The sequence below is a fragment of the Ensifer sp. Root142 genome (genome assembly GCF_001426785.1).
In the GTDB taxonomy this organism is placed as follows: domain Bacteria; phylum Pseudomonadota; class Alphaproteobacteria; order Rhizobiales; family Rhizobiaceae; genus Ensifer; species Ensifer canadensis.
The window spans coordinates 772,252-798,851 of the sequence record NZ_LMFK01000012.1 but is presented as its reverse complement, the minus strand read 5'-3'; the positions used below and the strand labels follow the sequence as shown (position 1 = coordinate 798,851).

Below are 26,600 nucleotides of genomic sequence, written 5' to 3'. Positions count from 1 at the left end.
CGTCAGCGCCGACAAAGTCGGGTAAGCGCGTCGCCAAAAACACGCGCCGCCGGCCCGAGCGGCTCGTCGATCCGGTGCACGAGATAGGCCTCGGCGGCGACCTGGCTGTTGCGGCCGAGCGAGGCCGTAGGCAAGCGAACGAGCCGGCCCTCGGCGAGATCGCGCTCCACCTGCCACAGCGGCAACCGCCCCCAGCCGAGCCCCGCCAGGATCATCGCATGTTTGGTATCCTGGTTGCTGACTCGGCAGGTCTGCGGCGAAAGCACGCCGAAGTCGCGCCCCTCCGATCGCTGCGAGGGATCCGACTGGACGATCTGCAGATGGTCGGCGAGCTCCGGGCTGCCGAGCACGCCGTTGACGGCGTTCAGACCCAGCGGATGCTGCGCGGCCACCACCGCGATCAGCTGGACGTCCGTCAGCGCCTGCCGGCCGATCGCCGGATCGCGAAAATCTTCACCCACCATGATCCCGAGCGTGAAGCGTCGCTCGATCAGGCCATCGAGCGGGCCGCCGAGCGGCGAAACCGAAAGCCTGATGGCAACCGAGGGAAAGGCCACCCGCATTTCCTTCAGTGCAGCGCCGACGGTCACAATCGGAAACAGCGTATCGACGATCAGCGACAGTTCCAGCTCGATGCCCTCGCCGAGGCCGCGGGCGCGGGCACGCATGGCATCGACGCGCAACAGGATATCGCGCGCATTGGCAAGCAGAGCCTGGCCTTCGGGTGTCAGCACCGGCCGGTGGCCGGAGCGATCGAACAAGGAAACCCCGAGCCCGGCCTCGAGATTGGCGATGGCGTGGCTGACGGCAGACTGGACGCGGGACAGCCGGCAGCGCCGGAGCGAAAACTGCCGCTTTCGGCAACCACCACGAAAGTCCGCATCTGGTCCAGGGTCAAGGCGTCAATCATGATCGATTCCATAGATCAGTTTGATGCATTTTATATCACTTTTTCAGATCGATGAAAGCACCCATCCTGCCTGACATCAGCGGCCGCGAACGCTCCGCAGACCGAAGCAAGCGCAACAAGGGAACCGGAAATGACAAAGATCCTCGTGCTTTACTACTCCTCCTACGGTCACATCGAGACCATGGCCGCAGCCGTTGCGGAAGGCGCACGGGCCGCAGGCGCCAGCGTTGCGGTGAAACGGGTGCCGGAGATCGTACCGGAAGCCGTCGCCATCAATGCCGGCTACAAGCGCGACCAGGACGCACCCGCCGCAAGCGTTGCCGAACTGCCCGATTATGACGCGATCATCATCGGCACGCCGACGCGGTTCGGTAACATGGCCGCGCAGATGAAGAACTTCCTCGATCAGGCGGGCGGCATCTGGGCCAGGGATGCGCTGGTGGGAAAAATCGGCAGCGTCTTCACCTCGACCGGCAGCCAGCACGGCGGCCAGGAGTCGACGATCCTGGCAACACACACGGTGCTGCTGCATCTCGGCATGGTGATCGCCGGTCTGCCCTACAGCTTCAAGGGCCAGATGCGCATGGATGAGATCAGCGGCGGCTCGCCCTATGGCGCCTCGACGCTCGCCGACGACGGCAATGGCGGCGACCGGCAGCCAAGCACCAACGATCTGGAGGGTGCACGCTTCCAGGGCCGCCACGTCGCCGAACTGGCGCGGGCGCTGGTCGCCGGCCGGGCGCGTGTGGCGGAGGTGGCCTGATGTCGACGGTCGTCGCTTTCGTCCCGGAAAGGACCAGCTGGACCGCAGTAACGGCGGTCGTTGCCGCCGGCATGGTCGCCGCAATGCAGGTGGGCAAGGGGCTGATCGCCGGCCCCCTGCTGCAGGCCGATCTCGGGCTCGACCTGACCGCACTCGGCTGGCTTACCTCCGTCTTTGCGATCGTCGGCGTTGTCGGCGGCATGCCGGCCGGAGCCATGGTCGCGGCCATCGGCGACCGGCGCATGCTCGGCGTCGGCATGGGCATCCTCCTGCTCGGCATCATCACCGGTGCCGCGAGCCAGAACTTCACGCTGCTCATCCTGTCCCGCATCTTCGAGGGGTTCGGTTTCCTGCTCGTCGTCGTTGCCGGTCCGGCGATCCTCATGCGCATTGTCGGCTCCGGGCGGCGTGATCTGGTCTTTGCGGTCTGGAGCTGCTTCATGCCGGCGGGCATGGCAATCGCGATGCTCACGGGTCCTCTGTTTGCCTCCTGGCAGGCAATCTGGTGGATCAACGGCCTCGTCGCGCTCCTCAGCCTGTTGACGATCATTGCAGCGATATCGCCCTCGCAGAGCAGGCCCCGCCCATCCGCTGGCGGCTTCCACGCGGACGTGATCGCAACGGTGAAAAGCCGAGGGCCGGTGCTGCTCTTCGCCCTTTTCGCCCTCTACAGCCTTATGACGTTCACCCTGTCCAGCTTCCTGCCGATCCTGCTCGTCGCGCTTGGAACGGCTGGGGTGCTCAGTGCCCTCATCACGCTTTCCAACGTCATCGGCAATCTTGCCGCCGGCCACATGCTGTCCCGCGGCGTCGGCCGCAGTCGTCTGGTTATCACTGCAGCCACGCTGATGGGCGCTGCCGGCCTCTGGATCTTCCTTTCGCAGTCGGGTGACTTGCTGACGTTTACATCATGCGTGCTATTTTCGGCGATTGGCGGACTGATCCCTGCGACCTTGATATCGACCGTACCGATGCTGTCGCCAAGCCCGGCGCCCGCACCGATGGCGATGGGCCTCTTGATGCAAGGCAGCAATCTCGGGCAGCTCATCGGATCTGTTGCTGTCGGAACCGCGATCGAAGTTTACGGCTGGACTTCCGGTGCGGCCTTCATCGGCATCGGCGCACTCGCCTGCATCCTGCTGGCGACAACTCTTGATCGCGCCCTTCCTGTTAAGGAACAGAAGAAAGCGTGATGGAGCATCTGTTCGACACCCTCTACGGCGCCGGGGCGGAACGGCTCAGCTTCGCCCCCAATTTCACCGGTCGCGCCTTCGTACTTCGTCGCGATGCTGGCACCCTGCTCGTCTGCGCCTCGCGGCAATTGGCCGAAGAGGCCGAAGGCCTCGTTTCGGTGGGCGCGATCGCACGGTAGCACATCAACCACCATCACCAGGCGATGCCCTCCTGCGATTGGGCCTCAGACCACCTCGGCGCACCGCTGTTTGGACCCTGGAACGCCGGCAGATCCGGGCACATTGCCGAATGGCCGGTGGTTTTGCTGATCGCGAACTGCCTTCCGCGGATTTTGAAGTGATCCCCACACCTGGGCATACGGCGGGCTCGGCCTGCTTTCTCTGGGACGATGGCCAGCGTCGTGCCGAGCCTGGCAAAGGGACTGCCGCTTCATCAGACCGAGGTACGGGAAACGGAACGCCAGATCGATGCGATGACGCGGCGGCTGAAGCACGGTGCCGATGGTTAGAGCATTTCCAGGAAAAGTGCGAAGCGATTTTCCGTCAGGAAATCCGTAAAAAACAAAGAGATAGAGCGTTTCTGCGACTTCGTCCAAACCCGAAACGCTCTATCGTCGATCGAGGGTACGACACCAAGACAACAAAAAACCCACCGGCGCTGGCGCCGGTGGGTTTTCTTCAAGCAGAGCCGAAAGAGATCAGACGAACTGGCTGAGGCCCGGGACCGAGGCGACAACTTCGTCGACGACATCGGCGCCAGCCTTTTCCTTGGCGAAAGCAATGGTTTCCTTGGCGAGCGAGGTGATCTCGCCCATGCCGAGGCCCTGGCTCATCAGCTGCTGGCCGAGCGCCATGACACCGCCGCCGCCGATCGCCGACATCAGGCCGCCGAGCAGACCGCCGCCGCCCGTGCCTTCGCCGTTGTACTGTGCGATCAGGTCGGTTGCGCCCGGGATCGATTCGATCATCTGGGCGACCGGACCGTCAGCCGCTTCGCGCTGCAGGAAGCCGAGGATCATGCCGACAGCCTTTTCAGCCGTCGCAGGCTCTAGGCCGACATTCTCCGCTACGCGCGTGACCAGTTCATTCATGGATAACTCCTCGTTGAATTTTGACGTTGACGTCAAGGTAAATGATCGCTTCCGAAATAACAAGCGACGATGGATGGAATGCCGGGCAATCCACCAGCTTTCAAGCAGCTCTCCGCGCATCGCGTAGCGGCGCAATTCCGCGGCTCGGGGCAATCGTTTCACGGTCGTGACCGCTTGGCAATGCGACCGATCGGCCGCCACCAGCTCCGCTGGTTTCGGGTTGCGCGCCGCAATCACCTTGTTGCCGGGTGGAGCAGCACCGCCTATAACAGGAACGAGCCACATTTCGATGACGGGCCCGGCAGACATGCCGCGAACCGCCCGCTTTCATTGATGAAACGGAGATGAAGCCCACATGGTGGAAGAAGGCAAGCTCTTTATCGGCGCCAGCCGCAAGCCGGATGATACGATCAACAAAGGCGAATATCTCGAGCTGAAATTCGGCAACCGCCACGGGCTCATCACCGGCGCCACCGGCACCGGCAAGACCATTACCCTGCAGATCCTCGCCGAAGGATTTTCCAACGCCGGCGTTCCGGTGTTCTGCGCCGACGTCAAGGGCGACCTCTCGGGCATCGGTGCGATCGGCGAGGCCAAAGACTTCATCCTCAAGCGCGCCGAACAGATCGGCCTGCCGACCAACCCCTACGAGTTCCAGGAATTCCCGGTCATTTTCTGGGATCTCTACGGGGAAAAGGGCCACCGCGTCCGCACCACCATGTCGGAAATGGGTCCACTCCTCCTGTCGAGGCTGATGAATGCGACGGACGCTCAGGAAGGCGTGCTCAACATCGCCTTCAAGATCGCCGACCAGGGCGGCCTGCCGCTGCTCGATCTGAAGGATCTGCAGGCGCTGCTCAACTACATGGGCGAGAACGCCACCCAGCTTTCCAACCAGTTCGGCTTCATCTCCAAGGCCTCCGTCGGCTCGATCCAGCGCGAACTGCTAATCCTGGAACAGCAGGGCGCCGAACATTTCTTCGGCGAGCCGGCACTGAAGATCACCGACATCATGCGCACGACCAATGACGGGCGCGGCGCGATCTCGGTGCTTGCCGCCGACAAGCTGATGATGAACCCGCGCCTCTACGCGACCTTCCTGCTGTGGCTTTTGTCCGAGCTGTTCGAGGAGCTGCCTGAGGTCGGCGATCCCGAGAAGCCGAAGCTGGTGTTCTTCTTCGACGAGGCGCATCTGCTGTTCAACGATGCGCCGAAGGTGCTGACCGAGCGGGTCGAACAGGTCGTCCGCCTCATCCGCTCCAAGGGCGTCGGCGTCTATTTCGTGACGCAGAACCCGCTCGACGTGCCGGAAACGATCCTCGGCCAGCTTGGCAACCGCGTCCAGCATGCGCTGCGCGCCTATACGCCGCGCGACCAGAAGGCGGTGAAGACCGCCGCCGACACCTTCCGCCCGAACCCGGAGTTCGACTGCGCCACCGTCATCACCAATCTCGGCACCGGCGAGGCGCTGGTCTCGACGCTCGAAGGCAGGGGCGCGCCGTCGATGGTGGAGCGCACGCTGGTGCGCCCGCCGCAATCGCGTGTCGGCCCGCTGACGGCGGAAGAGCGGCAGAAGGTCATGGATGTCAGCCCCGTCCGTGGCCAGTACGACGAAGATTTCGACCGAGATTCGGCCTATGAAATGCTGACGGCGCGCGCCAAGAAGGTGGCGGAAGCGCAGCAGCAAGCCGAGCAGGCGCCGGTGGAAGCCGATACCGGCGGTGGCCGCTGGACGCTTCCGGGCTTCGGCGACGACGAGTCTGCGGCCCCGGCCGGAAAGCAGGCCCGTCCGCGCTCCTCCGGATATCAACGCGAAACCGTGGTGGAAGCGGCGATGAAATCGGTTGCCCGCACCGTTGCAACCCAGGTTGGCCGCGCATTGGTTCGCGGCATCCTTGGCAGCCTGAGCAGGCGCTAGAGTATTTCCAGGAAAGTGCGAAGCGGTTTTCCGTCAGGAGATACGGAAAGGCAGGAGCGAGGGCGTTTCCCCGGCTCCTCTAAAGCGGAAGCGCCGCAGCGCAACGGCGCGGACGCTGTCCGCCGCGGCGATAGAATAGACCATCTCTGCACGCCCTGATCCGCCGGATCAGGGCGTGCCTGCATCTTGAAAGGACATCCCATGGACGTGAAAGACTCGAACGGCGCCATCCTCAACGACGGCGACAACGTCACCCTGATCAAGGACCTGAAGGTCAAGGGCACCTCGACGACGCTGAAGCGCGGCACGGTGGTCAAGGGCATTCGCCTCACCGACAATCCTGACGAAGTCGAGTGCCGGGTCGAGAAGATCAAGGGCCTCGTGCTGCGCACCGAATTCCTGAAGAAGGCCTGATGCTGCTGCGCGCGGCAGGAAACGGGTAGCGCGCCCTCGCCGTCAATGACGCGCGAAGCTGAGCAGACAAACAATAAAGCCCGGCGGGAGCCGGGCTTTATTGTTTATTAGCGAAACGAGAGGCTTAGAGCGTTTCCGGTTTAAACGAAGCCGCAAACGCTCGGCCTCTTTGTTTCCAAGCATTTCCTGACGGAAAACCGCTTCGCACTTTCCTGCAAAGGCTCTAGGCGACCGTCAGCGTGACGTCGATATTGCCCTTGGTCGCATGGCTGTAGGGGCAAACGATATGCGCCTTCTGGACGAGATCTTCGAGAACCGCCTTGTCGACGCCCGGCGAAGTGATTTCGAGTGCAGCGTCGATGCCGAAGCCGGTGCCGTCTTCGCGCGGGCCGATGCCAACCGTGCCCGTCACGGTGGTGTCTTCCGGAAGCTTTACCTTCTCCTTGCCGGCGACGAATTTGAGCGCGCCGAGGAAGCAGGCGGAATAGCCGGCAGCGAAGAGCTGTTCGGGATTGGTGCCGCGGGCGCCGTCGCCGCCAAGTTCCTTCGGCACGGTCAACGTAACGTCGAGAACGCCATCGGCGCTCTTGGCCTGGCCGGCGCGGCCACCGGTTGCGGATGCAGTGGTACGATAGAGAATGGGCATTGGCGGGGTCTCCTTTGCGTTTCGTTGTCGAATGAGAATTACATACTGCAAAATTAAATTGTGCGCAAATTAATTTTGCAAATTGCATTTTCGGCCCAAATTTGCGACAATGCTGAGATGACGATCAAAGCGGCACAATTCGACATGCTCCCGGACGAAGCGCTGACGCTCGGTAAACAGCTCTGTTTCGCCGTCTATTCCGCTGCGCATGCCTTCAACCGCGCGTACAAGCCGCTCCTCGATCGTTTTGGCCTCACCTATCCGCAATATCTCGTGCTGCTGGCGCTCTGGCAACAGGACGGAATGACGGTCAAGCGTATCGGCGAAGAGATCGGGCTCGATTCGGGAACGTTGTCCCCGCTGCTGAAACGGCTAGAGGCGGCAGGTTATGTCGGTCGGCAACGCGATCCCGGCGACGAACGGCAGGTGATCGTCAGCCTGACGGAGAAGGGTCATGACCTCAAGACGGAGGCTTTCGGCATTCTCGCTGATATCGGCAAGGCGTCGGGCTGCAGCCTGGAGGAAGCCCGTGAAATCAGGGAAACCCTACATCAGCTGACGCGACGGCTCTCCTCCGGCGAGAGCGAAGTCTGATCGCGGGCGGCAACGTCGAAATTTCAAAACTTGAGAAACGTGCCGGGATCGTGGCTGTCGCGCCGATCTTGCGCAGCACAGAAACCGGGCGCGCAGGTCGAACGCCCGGACTGATCCAACCTGCGGCGCTGTAAGCGCAGCTCAGACGACGAGGATCGGCGCCTTGCCTCGCACGCGGTCATAGAGATCTATGACATCCTGATTGAGCATGCGCACGCAACCCGACGAAACGGCCTTGCCGATCGACTGCCATTCGGGCGAGCCATGCACGCGGTAGAGCGTGTCCTGCCCGTTCTGGAAGATGTAGAGCGCGCGGGCGCCCAGCGGGTTGTCGATACCAGGTGCCATGCCGCCATTGCTGGCGGAATACTTTGCCAGCTTCGGCTGGCGCGCGATCATCGAATCGGGCGGCGTCCAGCGTGGCCACTTCTTCTTCCACTGGATGACGCCGCGGCCCGACCAGGCAAAGCCCTCGCGACCGAGACCAACTCCGTAGCGCAATGCGCTGCCACCCGGCTGGATCAGATAGAGGAACCTGTCACCGGTATCGACGACGATCGTGCCCGGACGCTCGCCGAAGGGATCGCTGACCTCCTGGCGATAGAAGCGTGCATCGATCTGGCGATAAGGCACGGCCGGGATCTGATTGCCGCCATCGTCGACAGCGGCATAGATATCGCCGAAATAGGCGCTCTGCGGCGGCAGGCCCGTCGGCAACGGACCTCCATAGGCAGGGCCTTCCAGAATGACCTCGGCACGCGGATCGACCCAACGCCCTTCAAGAGCAGGATTGCGAAAGATCGGCGCAGTTTCCTGGCGGAAGCGATCGGTGTTCATCGAAGACGTGCAGCTCGCAAGGCCCGCGGAGGCGAGCGCAATACCGGACGTGCGGAGAAACTGGCGACGGGAGAAAATAACTGAAGAGGACATCGAACTCTGAAAGGCTTGAGTGCGCGACGAACTGGAGTGCTGCACGAAATTGATTAATGAAACGATTCGCGCAGACCCGCCCAATTTAAGAATGCTGGCATCTACGGCTGGAACGAGGCTTGTGTCGGTAAACGTCGGATCACGTTTCCGACAGCTTTTTCGGCGTTACGCCGGCGTGGCTCAAATGCCGTCGGCGTTCAAGCCGGGCTGGCGCAACAGCGCCTCAAAATCCGCTGATGCAAGCGGGCGGCTGAAAAAATAGCCCTGGATCTCGTCGCAACCGCTATGGCGCAGGAACTCCACCTGCGCCTGGGTTTCGACCCCTTCGGCGATCACCCGCAGCCCGAGATTTTGTGCGAGCGATATGATCGCCGCGGTGATGGCCCTGTCGTCGACATCACCAGGGATATCCTCGACGAAGGATCGGTCGATCTTCAGGCGACGGACGGGAAACCGCTTCAATGCGCTAAGGCTCGAATATCCCGTGCCGAAATCGTCGATCGCCAGATGCACGCCGATCGCCTTCAGTTCGTGCATGGTCGCCAATGCGCCCGGCACGTCCTGCATGATCAGGCTCTCGGTCAATTCCAGCTCGAGAAACCGCGGCTCCAGCCCGGTCTCGGCGAGAACGGCGGCGACATGCGCCGCCCAGTTTCGCTCGCGGAACTGGCGTGCGGAAACGTTGACGCTGACGATCAGCAACGGCCGCCCGGCCTCGTGCCACGCCTTGCACTGACGGCAGGCGGCGCGCAGCACCCAATCGCCGATCGGCACGATCAGTCCGGTCTCTTCGGCCAGCGGAATGAAATCGCCCGGCGAAATCATGCCACGCTCGGGATGCCGCCAGCGAAGCAGCGCTTCGGCGGCAAAGACCCGGCCGCTCTCGATATTCACTTGCGGCTGGAAATGCAGCAGGAATTCTTGCCCCGCGATCGCCTGGCGCAACTCCGCCTGCTTCAACAGCTTTTCGTGGGCCTTGTCGGCCATCTCCTCGGTGAAAACCTGCAGATTGTTGCGGCCGAGCTCCTTGGCGCGGTACATCGCCATGTCGGCATTGGCGAGCAGCTCGCCGACCGTCTTGCCCTGGTTGGGGAAACAGGCAACGCCCATGCTGCAGGATATCTGCAGGCTGCGGCCGTTGATCTGCATGGGCGCAGCAATAGCCGCCCGAATATCCTCAAGGCGTGCGAGCACGACATCGCGCTCGCAGGGCAGGCCGTTCAGAAGAAGGATGAATTCATCGCCACCGACGCGCACGACCATATCGGATTTGCGCACCGATGCGCGCATGCGCGTGGCGGTCACCTTGAGCAACTCGTCACCCGCCGCATGACCCAGCGTGTCGTTGACGAGCTTGAAGTTGTCGAGATCGAGGAAGGCGAGGACCGCCCATTGCCTCGTTCCGCGCAACGCTTCCAGGGCTTCGGCGACCTGCTCTTCGAACAGCGCCCGGTTCGGCAAACCGGTCAACGCATCGTGGTGAGCCATGAAGCTGATGCGGTCTTCGGCCTGCTTGCGCTCGATCGCGATGCCCGCCAGATGGGCTGCCATGGCGATCAGCTCCTTCTGGGGTTCGTCGGGAACGCACACGGTTTCCGAATAGAGGGCAAAGGTGCCGAGCACCTTCCGATCGCGAGAATGGATCGGTGTCGACCAGCAGGCATGGAAGCCGTAGGGCGTGACGACCTCCTTGCAATCCTCCCAGAGCGGGTCGCTATGAATATCCGCAACGATCACCTGCTCGCCGCGCCAGGCGGCCGTGCCGCAGGAGCCCGCTTTCGGGCCGATCTCGAGACCATGGATCAGGCCACAATAGGTTTCGTCCAGGCTCGGCGCGGCACCATGCAGCAGGTGACGGCCATCGGCCGATAGCAGCAGGATCGAGCCGCGGATCCGCGGCACCAGCGCCTCGATCAGCAGGATCAGTTCGCGGAAAAATTCTTCGAGCGGCCGGCCGTTGGCGATCATCTCCAGAAGATGCGCCTGGCCCTCCAGCAAACGTTCTGCCGCCTTGCGGTCGGAGATATCGCGTGACACGCCGACGATGCCGACGATCTTGCCGCGCTTGTTGCGCAACGGCACCTTGGACGTCATCAGCCAGCGATCGCGACCCTTGGTCACCATCGCACGCTCTTCGATGCCGAAGATCGGCTCTCCCGTCTCGATCACCCGGCGCTCGACAGTGGCGATGATCTCGGCCAGATGTGGCGGATGCAGGTCGAAATCGGTCTTGCCGATGATGTCGCGAAGCGATTCCAGTCCGTTGTCTTCGATAGTGACCTGGTTGGCGATGAGGAACCGGCCCTCGGTATCCTTGGCATAGATATAGTCGGGCACGTGGTTGATGATCGTTTCCAACCAGTAATGCCGGTCGGCAATGTCAGGGTCGGAAGGAAATATCCGGCTCATCTCATCGGCCAGACGATTGCTCGCATCGATCAGGCAGCGCGTATCCTCGTTGCCGCCCACATTGAGGGCCGCATAACGCGGATTGCGGGACGTGTTCTTCGCCAAGCAAGGCCTCCGGAAGCACAATGTCGAGATCGGTCTGACTTCCCCAACCAACGATAGGCGGCCAAAGGTTAGCCGTCCCTAAATAAGACAAGGAAAATCGTGCAGAGGTTGCATTTCGGTGCTCAATATAGCCGGAAAGATGGGGCGGCGCGAGCCGCCCCATGCCAAATCAGGACAGAACCCTGCGCAATGGCGGAACCAGCATCAGTGCCTGGTCCGCAACGATCATTACGATGATCGCAATGCCGGTCAGCGGAAAGGCCAGCCCGAACAGTAGCGCCAGCAACCACAATCCGGCATAGATACTACGCCGCGGCGGCATCGGCGGCACGCCGATGCGCCCGGCCGGGCGCCGTTTCCACCACATCACAACCGCCGAAACCGACACGAATATGATCGCCAGGCAGGTCGCAAGCATCAGCAGCTGGTTGAACAGCCCCATTCCTGGCCCTTGTGAACGTTGATGCTCCATTCGATCGCCTTGCCGAGTGGCGGGTACTGGCCAAAGGCGATGTCGACCAGCGGCTCGCCGGAATATTGATCGATGTGCATCGTGCGTTCGCGGGCGAGATCGGCGGGAAAAATCGCCGCGGTGTAGACACCGGTCTCGTCGGCGGGAATGGCCAGTTCATAGCCAGGCAGCATGCCGGCCTTGTCGGCAATCGCGACGGCCCTGTCGAGCCCGATGGACGGGACTGAGCCGCCGCCGGCCGCCGACATCGGGACCGGCGCGTTCTCCACCAGCCAGCCGGCCTTGGAGAGCACGTCGGTCGACACCTTCGTCGAGGTCGGGACATCGTCCCAGAGCCCGGCCGGGTAGCCCAGACCAGCCGCCGTCAGCTTGCCGTTGACGGTCGAGCCCCAGTAACCGGACCAGAGCAGACCGGAAAAGGCGAGAAAGACGATGAGCAGCGCCGAGGCGATGCCCGTGACCGCATGCATGTCGCGCCAGAACACCCGTCGCCCCGGTGTGCCGCGGACGGTGATCACACCGCCGGTCTGCTGCCGTGGCCACCAGAGATAAATGCCGGTGACGACGAGCAGCAGCGCAAAACCCGCGACAATCTCGATGATCGTTTCGACACGTTTGCCGAAAAAGTCGAGGCTGTGCAGGTCTTCGACCACCTGGTTGAACTCGTCGCTCGGGGCGACCATGTCGAGTATGCCGGCAGTATAGGGATCGACATAGACCATCAGGCGCCCTGCGCCTACGCCCACCGTCACGCGTGCCGACCGATCGGCACCGGCCGGCGTGCGATAGGCAACTGCCGTGCTGCCCGGCACCGCCTCGACGGCGTTGGCGACGATCGCCGAGGGCGGCAGCGGCGTCTCCCCCACCGCAACGATATTGCGATAGGCAAAGAACGTGTCGTCGATCTCGTCGTTGAAGAGATAGAGCCCGCCGGTCACGGCAAGGCTGATCATGAATGGAATGACCAGAAGGCCGGCGAAGAAGTGCCAGCGCCAGATCGCGCGGTAGAGCGAAATGCCGCGCTCGGCGACATCGGGCAGTCGCGCGGCGCCGGAAAGAGATGCAGTCGTCATAGGTGTCCCCCCGGGAAAAGCCCAGCGATGACCAGCTGGCGGCTTACCCTTGCTTGAAGTCTGGATGTGGTGGTTGCGCCAGCCGCTGGAGCGAACGCGTCGACCGAGAACCCCTCGTCGACAGTGCGCGTGCTGGCACTCAACCCTTCAGAGGCAGATCAGGCGGAAAACGGTGGGGGCGCGCGAGGCCCGGAGCCAGCCAGCAGCACCGGACGAGCGAGCAAAAGCTTGGCTGCTGGCGAAGAGAGCGCCAGGAACGTAGGCGCGGTCTTGGCGTGAAACGCCTGAGGCGTGGGCAGAAGCACCGGCGCGGCGAGACAGCAGGACTGGCATGCATGCGCTTTCGTGCCGCCCTTGCCATCCGGATCGTCATGGCCGGCCAGGCAGAGGTCGGGAAGCGAGCCGTCGGGCAGAACATAGGCTGCCATATCCGGTGCAGCCCGCATGGCGGCGCCCGCTGGCAGTTGCACCAGGGCGGAAACGATGAACACCAGCGCGCAGAAAATGCGCACTGCCGCGTCCATCCTCATCCACTCTCGCCGCGGTCGCGCCAATCAAGCCCCCATATCGATGCTGGGATTGCTAGTGTGCGAAGGTCTGAAAGACAAGCGGCCTTACCGCCGCACCGGTCGTTCAGCAAAAGATTTCATGCGAGATATCAACGCCCGCCGCTTCTTGCGCGGTCCGCGATTGCCTATGACAAGGGTATGCAAATGACAGGAGGAGACCGGACATGCTGACGATCTATGGCGTCTATCGCTCGCGCGCATCGCGCAATTACTGGATGGCGGGAGAACTCGGCATTCCCTTCAAATCCGTACCTGTTAAGCAGGCCTATAGGCTGGCCGATCCGCTGGCGGACGATGCGCCTGTTAACACCAAGTCGGCGGAGTTTCTCGCCGTCAATCCGATGGGCTTGATCCCGGCGATCGACGACGATGGCCTTGTGCTGACGGAATCGCTTGCCAACAATCTCTACCTCGCCCGCAAATATGGCGGGCCGCTTGCGCCCATCGACGTCCGGGAAGAAGGACTGATCGGCAATTGGACGATGTGGGCGGCCACCGAAGTCGAGCCGCACGCCGTTCGCATCATTCTCACCTACGATGCCGGCACCGAGAACACCGATGAGGGCAAAGCCAAGGTCAGCGCGGCTGTCACCGCATTGGGCAAGGCCTTTGCCTATCTCGAAAGCCATCTCGATGGCCGGGACCATATCGTCGGCGACCGCTTCACCGTCGCCGACCTCAACCTCGCGGAAGTGTTCCGCTACGCCATGAGCCAGACGGAACTGTTCGACGGGCATCCCAAGGTCAAGGCGTGGCTGGCGCGCTGCCAGTCTCGTCCGGCTTTCAAGGCGATGATGGAGGTTCGGTCAAAGGAAGCCGAATAGGCTTCTGCCATCGAACGCCACGCCGGCGAAGCGACATTAGTCACTCGCAGACGGTGGCTTGAAACGGGTGCGTGGCGCCTTGAGGTCGAGCAGTCGCATGCCCTCTTCGACCTCGTCGCGCACCCAACGTTTGAACGCCGTGGTGGCCTTGCTCTCCCGCCTTGAGGGCGAGCTGACGAAGTAGTGGCCGTAGCCGGTACGCGCGCGGATACCGTAGGGAACGACGAGACTGCCCTCGGTCACGGCGAAACCGGCAAGCGTCTGCCAGGCGAGCATCACGCCTTGGCCGGCAATCGCGGCATCGAGCACGAGCGATGCCTCGTTGAAGGTATGGCGCACGCCCAATTCGGCACCGGAAAGCCCGACCTCGCGCAGCCAGACCTCCCAGGTAAACATCGAATGGCCGTCGATAACCGCCGGCATCTTTAGAATATCTGCAGGCTCGCGCAGGTTTTCAGCCATCGCCGGCGAGCAGACCGGGAAAACCTCCTGCTCCAGCAACAGCTCCGATTTGACCCCCGGCCAGCGACCCTCACCAACACGAATTCCGACATCGACATCCGATGTATCGAGATTAACGAGCCTGGTCGTCGCGTCGATGCGCAGCCTGATATCAGGATGGCGCTCGGCGAAACGATTGAGCCGGTAGACCAGCCAGCGCGCGGCAAAGACCGGCGCGACCGAGATTGTCAGCACCGATTCGTCCCGCCGCCGCGCCGAGGCAACCGCCTCAGCCAACTCGCCGAAAGCATTGCTCAGCCGCGCCAGGAACAGCCGGCCGAAATCCGTGGCCACCAGCCCACGCGATGTGCGCTCGAACAGGATGCGGCCGAGCTGCGCCTCGGATTTGGCGATCTGCTGGCTGACCGCGCCGGGGGTCACCCCCAATTCCTCGGCTGCTGCTGCCAGCGAGCCAAGGCGACCGGCCGCCTCGACCGCACGCAAGCCGTTCAGGTGAATAGCATTCAATTCTTTCATATAGTTTTTCTAAACCTACCCTTTGGCAATCTCAATTGAAATCGTGGTCAAACAGGCAGATGCTCTGAAGCATCGAAAGGATGGCCCGCCATGCTGAAGATTTTCTCCCTGTTGAAACCGACCCGATCTCTTACCGACACCCGACAGGACGCCTCGCTCTCCTGGGCACGCGACCCATTGCAACATCCCGATCTCGAACGAATGGACGGGCGCGAACTCGGCGACCTGCCCTTCCCGGGCTGGCCCTGGCCGCGGACCGGCAATTGCGATTGCGCCTCGGCGGCCAGGCGATGAGCCACCCTCCGGCCGCGCATAATGGCCGCCCGAGCGAAGACCTCGACGGTCCTTTTGCCCGCGTCGTGACGCTGGCCGAAGCCTCTGGCCTGCCGGAGGTGTCGCTCGGCACCTCCTATGGCACGCCCGCTCTCTTGGTAAAAGGCAAGAGCTTTGCGCGCATGAAGGACGCCGACACCCTGGTGGTCATGTGCGCGCTCGAAGAAAAAGAAATGCTGCTGGAACTCGATCCGTCACTCTTCTTCGAAACCGATCACTACAAGGGATGGCCGGCGATGCTGGTGCGTCTTGGAGCGATCGACGACGCGAGCCTGACACAGAGGCTGATCGCCGCCTGGCGCGAGAAGGCGCCGCGGAAACTGTCAGCCGACTTTCCGGCCTAACTCGACATTCCTCGTCGCGTGGGCCTGGCGGATCACCGGGCCGTTACCCGACAAATACCTGCTATGCCACGCCGTTAGCTCCCTGCCTTTGAACCCAAGCCAGCCGGATCGCTCAATCGCCGACGGCATAAACGAGGCTGACAGTGCCGTCCGGGCGCGACTTCGCCTCGTTGAGCTGCAGGCGATGCCGTTGCGCGATCGTTGCAAACAGCGCCTTGCCCTCCCCCACCACCAGCGGATGGATCGTCAGGCGCAACTCATCGATCACGCCCCTGTCGAGCAGGCCGGAAACCGTCTGCGCGCCACCGACCACATAGATGGTCTTGCCCGACCGTTGCCGCAAAGCGTCAACATCCGCTGCGTCGCGCAGCACCGTCGTGTTCGCCCAGCGCACGCCGTCGAGCGTGTTGGACAGCACATAATGCGGCGTGTTCAGGGCGAAGTCGGCGTATTCGATTTCCTCTGGTGTCGGCAGGTTTCCGCTCAATTCGAGCGGGCTGTGCGGGTCGGCCTTGATCGCGCTCCAATATTGTTCGTAGCCCGAATACATGCCGCTTCCGAGCACGCAGGCATCGATTTCGGGCAAGAGATCAAAGGTATCCGACCAGGACTCGACCCAATCGGCATAGCCATCGGGACCATCGATCTTGCCATCGATGGACATTTGCATGCCGGCAACAACCTTGCGCATTTTCGTCTCCTCTTCGATGCTCTCATCAAGGACGAGCGGGACGCCCGCGTGCCGACAGGGTGCCTGAAATATCGTTGGAGACTGGTGCCGCGGTGCAGGCGGCGAAAAGGACGGCAGCGGGAAGATCGCCAATTTACATTGCTGGTCATGGCAAGGCACGGATGCGGGCGCTGACAACATCGCGCGCTCTTCCAATTTTCGTGTCCCGCCTGTACCGATGCTAAATCCTTGCCGCACAGGTACCCGTCGATGATCGTTCGCGACCGCCCCAGCCTCCCCAAGCTCTTCTTCATTCTGCGCGGCTCGGTCATCCAGCGGATCTTCCCGCAGGTGCTGTTCGTCTTTGCCCTGTCAGCCGGCGTCGTCTGGTCGCACCAGGCCTTCCCGACGATGGTGCCGAGCGTCAACAGCGGACCGTTCGCGCTTTTGGGCATCGCCCTTTCGGTGTTTCTCGGCTTTCGCAACAATGCCTGCTACGACCGCTGGTGGGAGGCCCGCAAGGATTGGGGGCAGCTGATTTTCGTCTCGCGTGACTTTGCCCGCCAGACACTGATCCTCGAAGCAGGTGACGCGGACGGCGCGCGGGCACGTTTGCTCAATCTGGTGATCATCTTTGCGCAGACGCTGGTCTGCCACCTGCGGCCGGGCAGCAAGCCCGACAAGGCGTTGCGGAGGCTGCCAGCGGATCTCCTGCCTACCTACAAGGCAAGCCGCAATGCCCCGGACCTGCTGCTGCGCGAGATCGGCGGCCTGCTTGCCAGCCTGCGTGCCACTGAGAGGATCAGCGACATTCAGTACATGATGCTGGACGGCACGGTCGGACGCATGTCGGCCGTGCTTGCCGCCTGCGAGCGCATCCGCAACACGCCGGTTCCCTTCGGCTACACGTTGCTTCTGCACCGCACCGCCTATCTCTTCTGCTTCCTCCTGCCCTTCGGATTTGCCGATGCGCTCGGGTGGGCGACGCCGTTCGTAACGGCACTCGTCGCCTACACCTTCTTCGGTCTCGACGCGCTTGGCGATGAACTGGAGGAGCCGTTCGGCACGCTGCCAAACGACCTGCCGATCGTGGCGCTTGCCGATACGATCGAGATCAATCTGCGCGAGGCGCTTGGAGAAACCGACCTGCCCGAATTGCCGCAACCGAAGGATTACATGTTGATGTAGCCGACAGATTTCCAAGGACCGCAGGCTTGTGGCAACACACGCCAGGATAGCCATGATAACTCATTGCAGCTTCCAGCTTTGTTTTCTATTTGCTATGCAGGGTGTCCTGAAAGCGAAGGTTTCGAATGCGGCTCAGCAAGGCATTGAACGGACTCATCGTAAGCCTCGGCCTTGTCGTTGTTCTCATGCTTGTGATGAACTTCAGGGTGGCCGAATTCGGCCGTGCCTCCAGCGCTGACAACCTTACGGTCGAGGAATGGCAGCAGAGGAAACGTGCTCTTCGCGAAGAACGCCACGCCTTTTCCCGTGCAGTGACCGGGTGCAGGCTTGGGATGGAAAAGCGAATTGCCGAAGGCCGGATCGCCAATGTCGACCTGGCGAAGCTGGGGTCCCATTTTGACGTGCGGCTGGCAGAGATTCCGGCAGCCTATTGCCGCCTGTTCGTCCGCGCCATTATCGACGATCAGATCAGCTACGGGGAATTCGTCGCCTGGGCAGACGAACCCCCGCTCGACCTGCCCGAGAGACTCGCTGGCCGTTAGCCCCGATCCTTAACCCTTCAGAACCGCGAGAACCCGGGCGACTGCCGGCCGCTGCGTCATGCGGTTGCGGTGGTCCAAAATCTTCGGGAAGCGTGTCGGGTCGACGCCATCCGGCTCGAGCCAGCCAGCGATCGTGAACAGGTAGGGGTCGGCGATCGAGTAGGTGTCGCCGGTGACGAAGGGACCGGCGAGCATCCTGGTTTCGATCAGCTCGAAACAATCCGTCATATTCGAAGCAACCTTGGCCCTCATCGCCTCATGCGCCGCCGGGTCGTCGGCCCAGCGCGAGCCACGCCGGCCGTGGGCATGGGCGACATGCACGGTCGAGCAGAGATAGCTCAGGAAGGATTGGATCCGTGCAAACTCGAAGGCATCGTCGAGCGGTGCCAGCTTCGCTTGCGGAGCGCTTTGGGCAATGTAGGTGAGGATCGCCGGGGTCTCGGTAATTGTGCCGCGATCGGTGACGAGCGCGGGGACACGCCCCTTCGGGTTGATCGCGAGATAGTCGGGCTTGGTCTGTTCCGCCTTGGAAAAATCGACCGGCGCGGCCGTGTAATCGATGCCAGTCTCTTCCAGCGCGATGTGCGAGGCCAGCGAGCAGGTTCCCGGGGTGTAGAACAATTTCAGCACGTTACTCTCCTTGCTAATCAAGGCGACCCTGGCGCCGCCTTCGGGCCGCAGAAGAAATGAAGTCTCCTCGGTTGACAAGCCGAACATGACTTCAATACAACGTGAACGTAACGTTATAACATATTTTCGGAGTCACTCATGAAGACCTTGATTTCCTCCCTGCTTGCCGCCGGTCTGCTGGCCACCGCAGCCACGCCGGCATTTGCGCATGGCGCCTGGATCGGCGAGCGCTGGGGCGACCTTGCGGTGATCTACGGCCACGGCCCCGCCGACGAAGCCTATGATCCGGCCAAGGTGAAATCCGTTTCTGCCCTCGGCGAGGATGGCACGGCATTGCCGGTCACCATCGAGCCGGCCGGCACCCATGCCCTGCTGAAGCTCGACGGCGAACCGGCCCTGCTCGCGCTCGAATTCGACAACGGCTACTGGAGCCAGGGTGCTGACGGCAAATGGGTGAACAAGCCGAAGAGCGAGGTACCAGGCGCCAAACAGGCGAGCCACTCGGTGAAATACAGTATCGCGCTTGTGCATGTGCATGGCGACATGCCGGCCTTCCCGGCCCAGCCACTGCAGATCGTGCCGCTCGACAATCCGATCGGGCTGAAGCCCGGCGAAAAATTTCGCGTCCGCCTGCTGCTTGATGGAAAGCCGCTCGAAGGCAAGGAAATCACCGTCGACTACGCCGGACTTCCGGAGCTCGTCTCCGAAAAAACGGACGCGAAGGGCGAAACCGAAGTGACGTTGCGCAATGCCGGCGTCAACATTCTCGCCGTCAGCCACGCAATTCCGCTCGAAGCGGATACCGCCGCCGACAAGAAGGGGCTGACGGCAACGCTGACCTTCGTCGCCGAGCCGCACGTGCACGAATAAGTCCACGCCTTTCCGGGTAGCCGGCGCAAGTGCGACAAGGCACGCGTCGCGGCATGCCCGGCACCAATCCGCAGCCCCGGCGAGCTATACCCGCCGGGGCTGCTGTCGCTCAGGCGACCTGCGCTTCGCTGCAGCCGGGCACATCTTCGAGGTTGTAATAGACCGGAATGCCGCGCTCCCGGGCAATGCGGACATCATTGTCCGCCCCCTTGCTGTCGCCCGGCAGACGCAGCACGGCATCGCAAAGCGCCAGCAGGCGCCCGGCGACGGGATGAAAGATCTCCTCGTAGAGGTCGTCACCGATGCTGGCGCCGCCGGCGGCATGCCAGACCGGCAGCGCCACCCACTCCCCGATAACAGGCACATGGCCCGCCCTGAAGAGGGCATAGGACGGTTCCTCCAGACGCTTCAAATTTTCCGCCATCTTGGCCGGATCGTCGCCCGTACCCGAGCGATAGGGACCCGCAATCAAGATCAACATGATTTTTTCCTTACTTTGCACGATACACCCAGATAACTCTGGAATATTCATGATATTTCGTGTAATATCGTGAAGAGTCAAGGAGCGAAATGATGCTGACCACACAGAGACGAGCGTTGATCTCGGCGCGGCTAAGCCGCGATGGCGAGATCGTCGCCAAGCGCCTGGCGGATGAATTGCAACTTTCCGAAGATACGATCCGCCGTGACCTCCGGGAAATGGCGGCCGAAGGGCTGCTGAAGCGGGTGCATGGCGGTGCGCTGCCGCTGACACCTGCCCTACCGGACTTTGCCACACGCCAGGAAATTGCTGGCAACGTCAAACGCCGGCTCGGACGCAAGGCAGCCGGGCTCGTCGCACCGAGGCAAACGATCTTTCTCGATGGCGGCACAAGCAACGCCGAAATCGCCAGAGCGCTTCCGCGCGAGATGCGGCTGACGATCATCACGCACAGCCCGACCATTGCGGCGGAGCTGGAGAGACATGAGGCGGATGTGATCCTTATCGGCGGCAGGCTTTACAAGCACTCCATGGTGGCAACGGGTGCGGCCGCCCTGGCGGCCATTACCGCTATCCGTGTCGACATCTTTTTCCTAGGCGTCACCGCGATCCATCCGGTTCATGGGTTTTCGACCGGCGATTACGAGGAGGCCGCCGTCAAGCGCGCCATTCTTGGCCAAGCCGCCGACACCTTCGTCATCGCGACAGCCGAAAAGTTCGATGCCGCTTCGCCGCACCACGTCGCCAACGCCGAAGACATTGCCGGCCTGATCGTGCCGGAAGATATGAACGATGATGCTCTCGGCCCCTATCGCGACAAGGGCATGGCGCTTCTGTCGGCGTGAGACGCGGAGTACTGGTCGCTACGGGGCGTGTGCAACAACGCGCGGCCGGGATTCCTGCGCGCGCGTCATTCCGATCGACATCAGGCGGCGAAGGCGTCCGTCACCCTGACGTCACCGACCGGGATGCCGTTCCAGTTCTTCATGGTGTGGTTGGCCTGCGCCATCAGTGCCGCGTGCACGTCAGGCTCGCCCCGAAAGAAGCGAGCAAGCGTAGCGGTGACCATCGCCTCGGCAGCACGGGTGGCACCATCCCCGCATTTGACGGCGATGGCGATGCCCTTTTCCGGGATCGCCGCGCAGAACACACCTTCGGCGCCGGTTTTCGCGAAGATCCGGCCCGGTGCCGTTTCCATCAGCCGCGTGCAGCCGCGCTTCGTGCCGGCGACGTAGAAAGGCTCGGCCATGCAGGCTTCGATCAGCCGCTTCGATGCGCGCGCGCGTTCGGGCGCGAGACCGACGCCAGTCGCCATTTTGGCAAAACCGTGCGCCAGCCCCTTCAGCGGCACCGCATAGGTCGGGATCGAGCAGCCGTCAACGCCGCAATTGTCGCGGCCGAGGATCGCGCCGGTGAGGTTTTCCATGGCGCCACGGATTTCCTGCTGCAGCGGGTGATCATAGCCGACATAGCCCTTCACTTCAGTGCCTGAATGGCAGCAGGCGCAGATGAAGCCGGAATGCTTGCCGGAGCAATTGTTGTGAAGCGCGCTCGGCGCCTCCATCGAGCGCGCCTGGCCGATCAGCGTCTTCTGGTCAGACGACCAGTGGGCGCCGCATTCGAGCGCCGACACGTCGCGGCCGGCAGCAGCCAGCATCTTCGTGGCAAGCGCGACATGCTCCGGCTCGCCCGAATGCGAGGAGCAGGCGAGCGCCAGTTCCTTGTTGCCGAAGCCGTAAGCGTCAGCAGCGCCGCTTTCCATCAACGGCAGCGCCTGCATTGCCTTGCAGGCCGATCGCGGGAACACGCCGCTCTCGGTATCGCCCAGCGAAAAGACCGTACGGCCTTCGCTATCGACAGCGATGACCAGGCCGCGGTGACGGCTTTCGACCAGATTGCCGCGCGTGACTTCGACGAGAACGGGATTCGACATGTCTTGCCCTCAAATTTCCTAGATTAGTGCATGCATTTAGCAGGAATCGGACAACAGGAAACCGGCGCTTTCATGAAATTCATCCGCAGGCTCGTCGCCGTCTTTCTGGTCATCTACCTTCTGCCGGCTCTAGCGTCGGCCGGATGGTGGTATATGAAGGAGCGACCGCAGAGTTGGCGCCATGCCGATTGGTCTTCGGCGGGCATCCTGCCGAAGCCGGCGCAAAGCCCGGATGCGGCGGTCTATATCTTCTCCGCCACGACGGGCGGCATGAAGGGAGCGGTCGCCAGCCACGCCTGGATCGTCACCAAGCAACAGGGCGCCCAGGCCTATAATCGCTACGACAAGGTCGGCTGGGGCAAGCCGATCCGCAGGAACGCCTATCAGGCGGACGCCCGTTGGTATTCGAACGAGCCGCGATTGGTTGCGACCGCCAGCGGCGTCGAGGCGAGCAGGCTGATCCCGAAGATCGAAGCGGCAATCGCTGCCTACCCCTATTCATCGGCCGGCGGCTACCGGATCTGGCCGGGGCCGAACTCAAACACCTTCGTTGCCCATGTGCTGCGCTCGGTCCCCGAACTCAATGCGGTGTTGCCGCCAGATGCTGTCGGGCGCGACAACCTGCCGGAGGGGAAACTGTTCCAGATCGACGCCGATAGCCGCGACCTGCATGCGACGCTCTATGGCCTCGCAGGCATTTCGGCGGGGGTGCGCAGCGGCCTGGAGCTGCATTTCTTCGGCCTCGTCGCCGGTTTCGACATTGCCAAACCGGGCATCAAGATCCCGGCGGTCGGGCGTTTCGGTATTTGACGACATCGCAGGCGCACGCGCACGCCGGCGCAGAATGCATCTGAAGATCGGGATGGGAAATTGCATGGCGGGCTAGAAATGGAAAAGGGCCGCGCGAGGCGACCCTTCCATGAGTTTTGGCCAAGTGGCTGGCCCGGGCTTAGGACCCGAAGGAAGGCGGGAATCAGGCCGAAGTTCGCCTCGACGTGTTCACCTCTCCCATGCCTGTCACGACGACCGAAATCTCATTAGACATTGGATCACCTTCCTTTCTGTTCGTTAGCGATAATTTCAAGGTAGGTGAATTTCCCGGGATTGCAAGGCCGACGAAGGTCGTAACTCAAGCTAGGTTATGATGCGTTTCGCATGGTCACGACGAACTTCGCGCGGTCATGACGAGGTTCGCATGGTCATGACGATCTTGCCGATGTGGTCGCCCTCTTCCATCATCCGGTGTCCGTCCGCCACCTGTTCGAATGGCAGCACCGCGTGGATGACCGGTGCGACGCTGCCCGCTTCGAGCAATGGCCAGGCGGTTGCCAGCAGGCCGTCGCGGATCGCCTGTTTCTCTGCCGCCGTTCGCGGGCGGAGCGCCGAACCCATGACATGCAGCCGCTTTGACAGGATCGGGGCGATGTTGGCGGCCTCGACCTTGGCGCCGCCGAGAAAGGCGATGATCGAGAGCCGGCCATCCTTGGCAAGCGTACCAATATTGCGGTCGAAATAGCGGCCGCCGACCATGTCGAGGATGACGTCTACGCCGCGACCGCCGGTTTCCTCCAGCACGACCGACTTGAAATCTTCGTCGCGATAGTTGATCGCCCGTTTCGCGCCGAGCGCCTCGCAGGCCCGGCACTTCTCAGTATTGCCGGCGGTGGCGAAGACCTCGGCGCCCAATGCTTTTGCCAGCTGGATTGCCGTCGTGCCGATACCGCTCGATCCGCCGTGGACGAGGATGGTTTCCCCCGCTTTCAGCTCGGCCATGCCGAAGACATTGGCCCAGACAGTGAAGAAAGTTTCCGGCAAGGCTGCCGCTTTCACCGCGTCATACCCTTTCGGCCAGGAAAGCGCCTGCGTCGCCGGCACGGCCGCATACTCGGCGTAACCACCGCCGTTCGCCAGGGCGCAGACCTTGTCGCCGATCGAAAAACCCTGCGCGCCCTCGCCGAGAGCCACCACTTCACCGGCAACCTCCAGCCCGAGAATGGGGCTCGCCCCGGGCGGCGGCGGATAGTCGCCCTTGCGCTGGAGCACATCAGGCCGGTTGATGCCTGCCGCTTCGACGCGCACCAGAATGTCGCCCGGCTTGAGCGTCGGCAATGGTCCCTTCGACAGCACCATATTTTCCGCCCCGCCCGGGGACGGAAGATCAACGAAGGTCATTTCAACTGGAAGGGACATGGCTCTACCTCAAGGACTCTCAAGCGTCATACCTAGCGCCGCCCATGCGTCGCGGAAAGGCCCGATGTCGATCCGGGTTGGCCGACCTCATCGCCGAGAAACGAGAGGATCAGCGCTGCGACATCGGCAGGACTCTCCCAATGCGGGTTGTGGCCATGGCCGTCGAGCGTGATGGAGCGCACGGAGGCGAAGGTCTCGGCAAGAACCTGCCGATGCCCGATGTCAAAAAGAGGATCCTGTGCTCCGGCGATGCACAGCACCGGCGCTCTGACATGAGTCGCGCGCGATTTGAGATCCGTCACCGCGAGCGCATCAAGGAGCGTTCGCCAAGTCGTCATCGGCATCGCTGCGGCTTCGCGGCGCAGATGCCTTAGGAACGCCGTGTCGACCGACCGACTGCAGGCATGCCAGCGGTCGAAGAAGGCATCGTCGGGACCAAGCGGGTCTTTGAGCCCGCGTATCGCCCGGGCGACCTCCGTCCCCGGACCAAAGTCCGGCTTGAGGCTTCCCGAGAGCAGGATCAATGCACGCACCGCCTCCCGGCGGCGCGCGGCAATATCGACAGCAATCATCGCTCCCATGGAATGACCAACAAGCACAAACTGGTGAATGGCCAGGCGATCGGCCAGACAATCGACATCGTGGGCGAGTTCGGCAATCGACATCCCTTCCCTGGGCATCGAACCGCCGTGTCCGCCGAGATCTGGAATGATCAGGCGATATCCGCCTAAGGATGGCGCGATCAGGGAAAAACTGCGGCTGGTATCGGAGTAGCCGTGCAAGAGAAGGAGAACCGGCCCCTGCCCGTGATCGACATAGGTGAACTGCTGGCCGCCGGGCAGTTCTATTCGCCGCTTGGCGGCCGCCCACGACTGCTGATCGATCACCATCAAAGACCGAGCGCGGCTTTGACCGCGGCCAGCCCCGGCTGCCCGTCATAGGTCGTTACGCCAGCGAGCCATGGTTCCAGACGCTGCGGTTCTTCCTTGATCGACTTAGCCCCTGCCTCATCGGGCGACAGGCCGTCATTCATCAGGTAGCCCATGCCGCGGTTCTCGAAATCGACGTCGAAAACCAGATTGTTCAACAGGCGGGCGACATTCGGGCACTCCTGAAGGTATCCCTTGCGTACCTGCGTCGACACCGTCGCCGCGCCAAAATTCGGACCGTAGAACTTGTCGCCACCCGTCAGGTACTTCATCGAAAATACAGTGTTCATCGGATGTGGCGCCCAGCCCTGGAATACGATGAAGGCCTTGTCACGAACCCGACGCGTCACCTCGGACAACATGCCCTGCTCGCTCGACTCGACCACTTCCCAGTCTGCCAGACCAAGATCTGGATCCTTGATGGCATCGAGCATCAGTTGATTGGAGCCAGGTTCGATGCCGTACATCTTCTTTTCGAACTTGTCGGAGAAGGGTTTCAAATCCGAGAAATCCTTGACGCCCGCTTCCCAGACGTAGTCGGGAACGGCAAAGGTGTATTTTGCCCCCTCAAGATTGGTTCGCACGGTCTCGACCGAACCGTCCTCCCGGTAAGGCTTGTAGTAGGCGACCATAGCCGGATCCCAGTAGCCGAGAAAGACGTCGAGATCCTTGCTGCGCAGGCTCGTATAGATGACGTCGATGCCGAGAAGCTTGCTTTCCGGCTCATATCCAAGCGCCTTCAGCAGGCTCAGCCCGACGCCGGTCGTAAAGGCCAAGTCATTCCAGCCGGGCTCCGCCAACCGCACGCTTTTGCATGCCTGCGGATCACCGGCAAAGCCGGAACTTGTGGCCGTCAACAGAGCAGCGGCAAATATCAGGCTCTTCAAATGCAGCATCGCGATCCTCACAATTGTCCGTCGGGACTTCAAATTGACCCACGGGTCAGCAATTGATCTTCCTGGAAAGATTGTCAATGTGAGAATCGCTTGGGAGAAACCGCATGCGATTGACGAAAATCAGTGAGATCAGGCGCCGCGAGCTGCGGCGGGCGGCCTTTGAGGTCCTGCAGAAAGAGGGAATGGCCGGGGCGACCCTGGAAAAGGTGGCGACGCATGCCGGCGCCTCGAAGGGCATCGTGCTGCATTATTTTGCCAGCAAGCAGGAACTGTTCGAGCATGCCATGCGCGAGGCGAACGCTTCCTTGAAAGAAGCGGTGGTCGAGAGGCTGCATCGCGCACGTACCCCGCTCGAGCGGATGGATGCGATCATTGAGGCCAATTTCGAGGAACGCTTCTTCCAGCCTTCCGTCTGCCACGCCTGGCTATCGCTTTGCGCCGAAGTGCCGCGCGAACCGCAATTGGCGCGGATTCAGAAGATCATTCACGCAAGGATGCGGTCGAACTTGCTGTCGGCGCTGACGCACATCCTGCCTGCGAACGAGTGCGAAGATGTGGCGCTTGCCATTACATCGTTGATCGACGGGCTGTGGCTGCGGCTCGGGCTGCAGTCTGAAGGGGGGCTGACACGCGACATGGCACTTGCGCAGATGCGCGACTACCTGGTCCATCGCCTGCCAAAAACCCAGGCGTAAATGGACGCAG

The 26,600-nt window shown here is 62.2% G+C and carries 29 protein-coding genes and 2 pseudogenes; 16 read left to right on the top strand and 15 right to left on the bottom strand.

Annotation, left to right across the window (positions count from 1 at the left end; genetic code table 11):
• Window positions 1–2 precede the first annotated feature (2 nt).
• Window positions 3–910: pseudogene (locus ASD52_RS16340) on the bottom strand (LysR family transcriptional regulator).
• 130 nt (window positions 911–1,040) lie between these two features.
• On the opposite strand from ASD52_RS16340, the gene wrbA reads away from it, so the two are divergent.
• The 4 genes from wrbA to ASD52_RS38435 all read left to right on the top strand — a co-directional run bounded on the left by wrbA (window position 1,041) and on the right by ASD52_RS38435 (window position 3,581).
• Window positions 1,041–1,673, top strand: coding sequence for an NAD(P)H:quinone oxidoreductase (wrbA, locus tag ASD52_RS16335; RefSeq protein ID WP_025426263.1), 633 nt, complete (start codon window positions 1,041–1,043; stop codon window positions 1,671–1,673).
• Window positions 1,673–2,866 (top strand): MFS transporter, encoded by a 1,194-nt coding sequence (locus ASD52_RS16330; RefSeq protein ID WP_057224801.1) that lies wholly within the window; start codon window positions 1,673–1,675, stop codon window positions 2,864–2,866. Before wrbA ends, ASD52_RS16330 begins: the two co-directional genes overlap by 1 nt.
• Entirely contained in the window at window positions 2,863–3,045 is a 183-nt protein-coding gene (locus ASD52_RS16325; RefSeq protein WP_156612976.1) for a hypothetical protein, read from the top strand. Before ASD52_RS16330 ends, ASD52_RS16325 begins: the two co-directional genes overlap by 4 nt.
• A gap of 110 nt (window positions 3,046–3,155) precedes the next feature.
• A complete protein-coding gene (locus ASD52_RS38435) occupies window positions 3,156–3,581 on the top strand; it encodes an MBL fold metallo-hydrolase (protein ID WP_128090419.1) in 426 nt (141 codons plus the stop codon).
• Here ASD52_RS38435 and ASD52_RS16320 read toward each other — a convergent pair.
• A complete protein-coding gene (locus ASD52_RS16320) occupies window positions 3,565–3,957 on the bottom strand; it encodes a DUF2780 domain-containing protein (RefSeq protein WP_053250731.1) in 393 nt (130 codons plus the stop codon). The two genes, ASD52_RS38435 and ASD52_RS16320, sit on opposite strands and share 17 nt — an antisense overlap.
• Window positions 3,958–4,312: 355 nt before the next feature.
• Between ASD52_RS16320 and ASD52_RS16315 the strand changes: the two genes are divergently transcribed.
• Both ASD52_RS16315 and ASD52_RS16310 read left to right on the top strand, forming a co-directional pair.
• Window positions 4,313–5,875: a helicase HerA-like C-terminal domain-containing protein gene (locus ASD52_RS16315; RefSeq protein ID WP_025426259.1), complete on the top strand. Its 1,563-nt coding sequence runs from the start codon at window positions 4,313–4,315 to the stop codon at window positions 5,873–5,875.
• Between the two features lie 201 nt (window positions 5,876–6,076).
• Complete coding sequence (locus ASD52_RS16310) at window positions 6,077–6,289, top strand: alkylphosphonate utilization protein (protein WP_025426258.1); 213 nt, start codon at window positions 6,077–6,079, stop codon at window positions 6,287–6,289.
• A 223-nt stretch (window positions 6,290–6,512) separates the two neighbouring features.
• Here ASD52_RS16310 and ASD52_RS16305 read toward each other — a convergent pair whose 3' ends face one another.
• Window positions 6,513–6,935, bottom strand: a complete 423-nt coding sequence (locus ASD52_RS16305; RefSeq protein ID WP_025426257.1) for an organic hydroperoxide resistance protein — start codon at window positions 6,933–6,935, stop codon at window positions 6,513–6,515.
• 117 nt (window positions 6,936–7,052) lie between these two features.
• On the opposite strand from ASD52_RS16305, the gene ASD52_RS16300 reads away from it, so the two are divergent.
• Complete coding sequence (locus tag ASD52_RS16300) at window positions 7,053–7,529, top strand: MarR family winged helix-turn-helix transcriptional regulator (protein WP_057224830.1); 477 nt, start codon at window positions 7,053–7,055, stop codon at window positions 7,527–7,529.
• Window positions 7,530–7,670: 141 nt separating this feature from the next.
• Here the strand turns inward: ASD52_RS16300 and ASD52_RS16295 are convergent, their stop codons facing one another.
• From ASD52_RS16295 to ASD52_RS16280, 4 genes and pseudogenes are all read right to left on the bottom strand, one after another.
• Window positions 7,671–8,459: a L,D-transpeptidase family protein gene (locus ASD52_RS16295; RefSeq protein WP_025426255.1), complete on the bottom strand. Its 789-nt coding sequence runs from the start codon at window positions 8,457–8,459 to the stop codon at window positions 7,671–7,673.
• A 180-nt stretch (window positions 8,460–8,639) separates the two neighbouring features.
• Window positions 8,640–10,973, bottom strand: a complete 2,334-nt coding sequence (locus tag ASD52_RS16290) for an EAL domain-containing protein (protein ID WP_057224799.1) — start codon at window positions 10,971–10,973, stop codon at window positions 8,640–8,642.
• Between the two features lie 169 nt (window positions 10,974–11,142).
• Window positions 11,143–12,518: pseudogene (locus ASD52_RS16285) on the bottom strand (PepSY domain-containing protein).
• 158 nt (window positions 12,519–12,676) lie between these two features.
• Window positions 12,677–13,030: a hypothetical protein gene (locus ASD52_RS16280; RefSeq protein WP_128090418.1), complete on the bottom strand. Its 354-nt coding sequence runs from the start codon at window positions 13,028–13,030 to the stop codon at window positions 12,677–12,679.
• Between the two features lie 221 nt (window positions 13,031–13,251).
• Here ASD52_RS16280 and ASD52_RS16275 point away from each other — a divergent pair, with 221 nt between their 5' ends.
• The gene (locus ASD52_RS16275) at window positions 13,252–13,911 is read left to right on the top strand and encodes a glutathione S-transferase family protein (RefSeq protein WP_025426251.1); all 660 of its coding nucleotides are present in this window, start codon (window positions 13,252–13,254) and stop codon (window positions 13,909–13,911) included.
• A gap of 36 nt (window positions 13,912–13,947) precedes the next feature.
• On the opposite strand, the gene ASD52_RS16270 is transcribed toward ASD52_RS16275, so the two are convergent.
• On the bottom strand, window positions 13,948–14,889 hold the full coding sequence (locus ASD52_RS16270; protein ID WP_025426250.1) for a LysR substrate-binding domain-containing protein: 942 nt from the start codon (window positions 14,887–14,889) through the stop codon (window positions 13,948–13,950).
• 90 nt (window positions 14,890–14,979) lie between these two features.
• On the opposite strand from ASD52_RS16270, the gene ASD52_RS37305 reads away from it, so the two are divergent.
• Together ASD52_RS37305 and ASD52_RS16265 are read left to right on the top strand one after the other, a co-directional pair.
• The gene (locus tag ASD52_RS37305) at window positions 14,980–15,183 is read left to right on the top strand and encodes a hypothetical protein (RefSeq protein WP_057212448.1); all 204 of its coding nucleotides are present in this window, start codon (window positions 14,980–14,982) and stop codon (window positions 15,181–15,183) included.
• The gene (locus tag ASD52_RS16265) at window positions 15,180–15,566 is read left to right on the top strand and encodes an MmcQ/YjbR family DNA-binding protein (RefSeq protein ID WP_051509197.1); all 387 of its coding nucleotides are present in this window, start codon (window positions 15,180–15,182) and stop codon (window positions 15,564–15,566) included. Before ASD52_RS37305 ends, ASD52_RS16265 begins: the two co-directional genes overlap by 4 nt.
• A 112-nt stretch (window positions 15,567–15,678) precedes the next feature.
• Here ASD52_RS16265 and ASD52_RS16260 read toward each other — a convergent pair whose 3' ends face one another.
• Window positions 15,679–16,257 (bottom strand): dihydrofolate reductase family protein, encoded by a 579-nt coding sequence (locus ASD52_RS16260; protein WP_025426248.1) that lies wholly within the window; start codon window positions 16,255–16,257, stop codon window positions 15,679–15,681.
• 249 nt (window positions 16,258–16,506) lie between these two features.
• Here ASD52_RS16260 and ASD52_RS16255 point away from each other — a divergent pair, with 249 nt between their 5' ends.
• A complete protein-coding gene (locus ASD52_RS16255; RefSeq protein ID WP_025426247.1) occupies window positions 16,507–17,424 on the top strand; it encodes a bestrophin family protein in 918 nt (305 codons plus the stop codon).
• A gap of 125 nt (window positions 17,425–17,549) precedes the next feature.
• Window positions 17,550–17,966, top strand: coding sequence for a hypothetical protein (locus ASD52_RS16250; protein WP_057211496.1), 417 nt, complete (start codon window positions 17,550–17,552; stop codon window positions 17,964–17,966).
• A gap of 9 nt (window positions 17,967–17,975) precedes the next feature.
• On the opposite strand, the gene ASD52_RS16245 is transcribed toward ASD52_RS16250, so the two are convergent.
• Window positions 17,976–18,596 carry a glutathione S-transferase family protein gene (locus ASD52_RS16245; RefSeq protein WP_025426245.1) on the bottom strand — a complete coding sequence of 207 codons (621 nt, stop codon included), beginning with the start codon at window positions 18,594–18,596 and terminating at the stop codon, window positions 17,976–17,978.
• A 138-nt stretch (window positions 18,597–18,734) separates the two neighbouring features.
• On the opposite strand from ASD52_RS16245, the gene ASD52_RS16240 reads away from it, so the two are divergent.
• Window positions 18,735–19,466, top strand: a complete 732-nt coding sequence (locus ASD52_RS16240) for a DUF4198 domain-containing protein (protein ID WP_025426244.1) — start codon at window positions 18,735–18,737, stop codon at window positions 19,464–19,466.
• Between the two features lie 109 nt (window positions 19,467–19,575).
• On the opposite strand, the gene ASD52_RS16235 is transcribed toward ASD52_RS16240, so the two are convergent.
• Window positions 19,576–19,947 (bottom strand): hypothetical protein, encoded by a 372-nt coding sequence (locus ASD52_RS16235; RefSeq protein WP_025426243.1) that lies wholly within the window; start codon window positions 19,945–19,947, stop codon window positions 19,576–19,578.
• Between the two features lie 92 nt (window positions 19,948–20,039).
• Between ASD52_RS16235 and ASD52_RS16230 the strand changes: the two genes are divergently transcribed.
• Complete coding sequence (locus ASD52_RS16230; protein ID WP_025426242.1) at window positions 20,040–20,792, top strand: DeoR/GlpR family DNA-binding transcription regulator; 753 nt, start codon at window positions 20,040–20,042, stop codon at window positions 20,790–20,792.
• An 80-nt stretch (window positions 20,793–20,872) separates the two neighbouring features.
• Here ASD52_RS16230 and ASD52_RS16225 read toward each other — a convergent pair whose 3' ends face one another.
• Entirely contained in the window at window positions 20,873–21,880 is a 1,008-nt protein-coding gene (locus ASD52_RS16225) for an asparaginase (RefSeq protein WP_025426241.1), read from the bottom strand.
• Between the two features lie 72 nt (window positions 21,881–21,952).
• Between ASD52_RS16225 and ASD52_RS16220 the strand changes: the two genes are divergently transcribed.
• A complete protein-coding gene (locus tag ASD52_RS16220; protein WP_057224797.1) occupies window positions 21,953–22,690 on the top strand; it encodes a DUF3750 domain-containing protein in 738 nt (245 codons plus the stop codon).
• A gap of 369 nt (window positions 22,691–23,059) precedes the next feature.
• Here ASD52_RS16220 and ASD52_RS16215 read toward each other — a convergent pair whose 3' ends face one another.
• Genes ASD52_RS16215 through ASD52_RS16205 form a run of 3 tightly spaced genes read right to left on the bottom strand, consistent with a single transcriptional unit; the run spans window position 23,060 to window position 25,895 of the window.
• The gene (locus tag ASD52_RS16215) at window positions 23,060–24,070 is read right to left on the bottom strand and encodes an NAD(P)H-quinone oxidoreductase (RefSeq protein WP_025426239.1); all 1,011 of its coding nucleotides are present in this window, start codon (window positions 24,068–24,070) and stop codon (window positions 23,060–23,062) included.
• Window positions 24,071–24,102: 32 nt separating this feature from the next.
• Window positions 24,103–24,957 (bottom strand): alpha/beta hydrolase, encoded by an 855-nt coding sequence (locus ASD52_RS16210; RefSeq protein WP_244494606.1) that lies wholly within the window; start codon window positions 24,955–24,957, stop codon window positions 24,103–24,105.
• Window positions 24,958–24,959: 2 nt separating this feature from the next.
• Window positions 24,960–25,895, bottom strand: coding sequence for a choline ABC transporter substrate-binding protein (locus ASD52_RS16205; RefSeq protein WP_025426237.1), 936 nt, complete (start codon window positions 25,893–25,895; stop codon window positions 24,960–24,962).
• 104 nt (window positions 25,896–25,999) lie between these two features.
• Here ASD52_RS16205 and betI point away from each other — a divergent pair, with 104 nt between their 5' ends.
• Entirely contained in the window at window positions 26,000–26,590 is a 591-nt protein-coding gene (betI, locus tag ASD52_RS16200; RefSeq protein WP_025426236.1) for a transcriptional regulator BetI, read from the top strand.
• The last annotated feature ends 10 nt before the right edge of the window (window positions 26,591–26,600 follow it).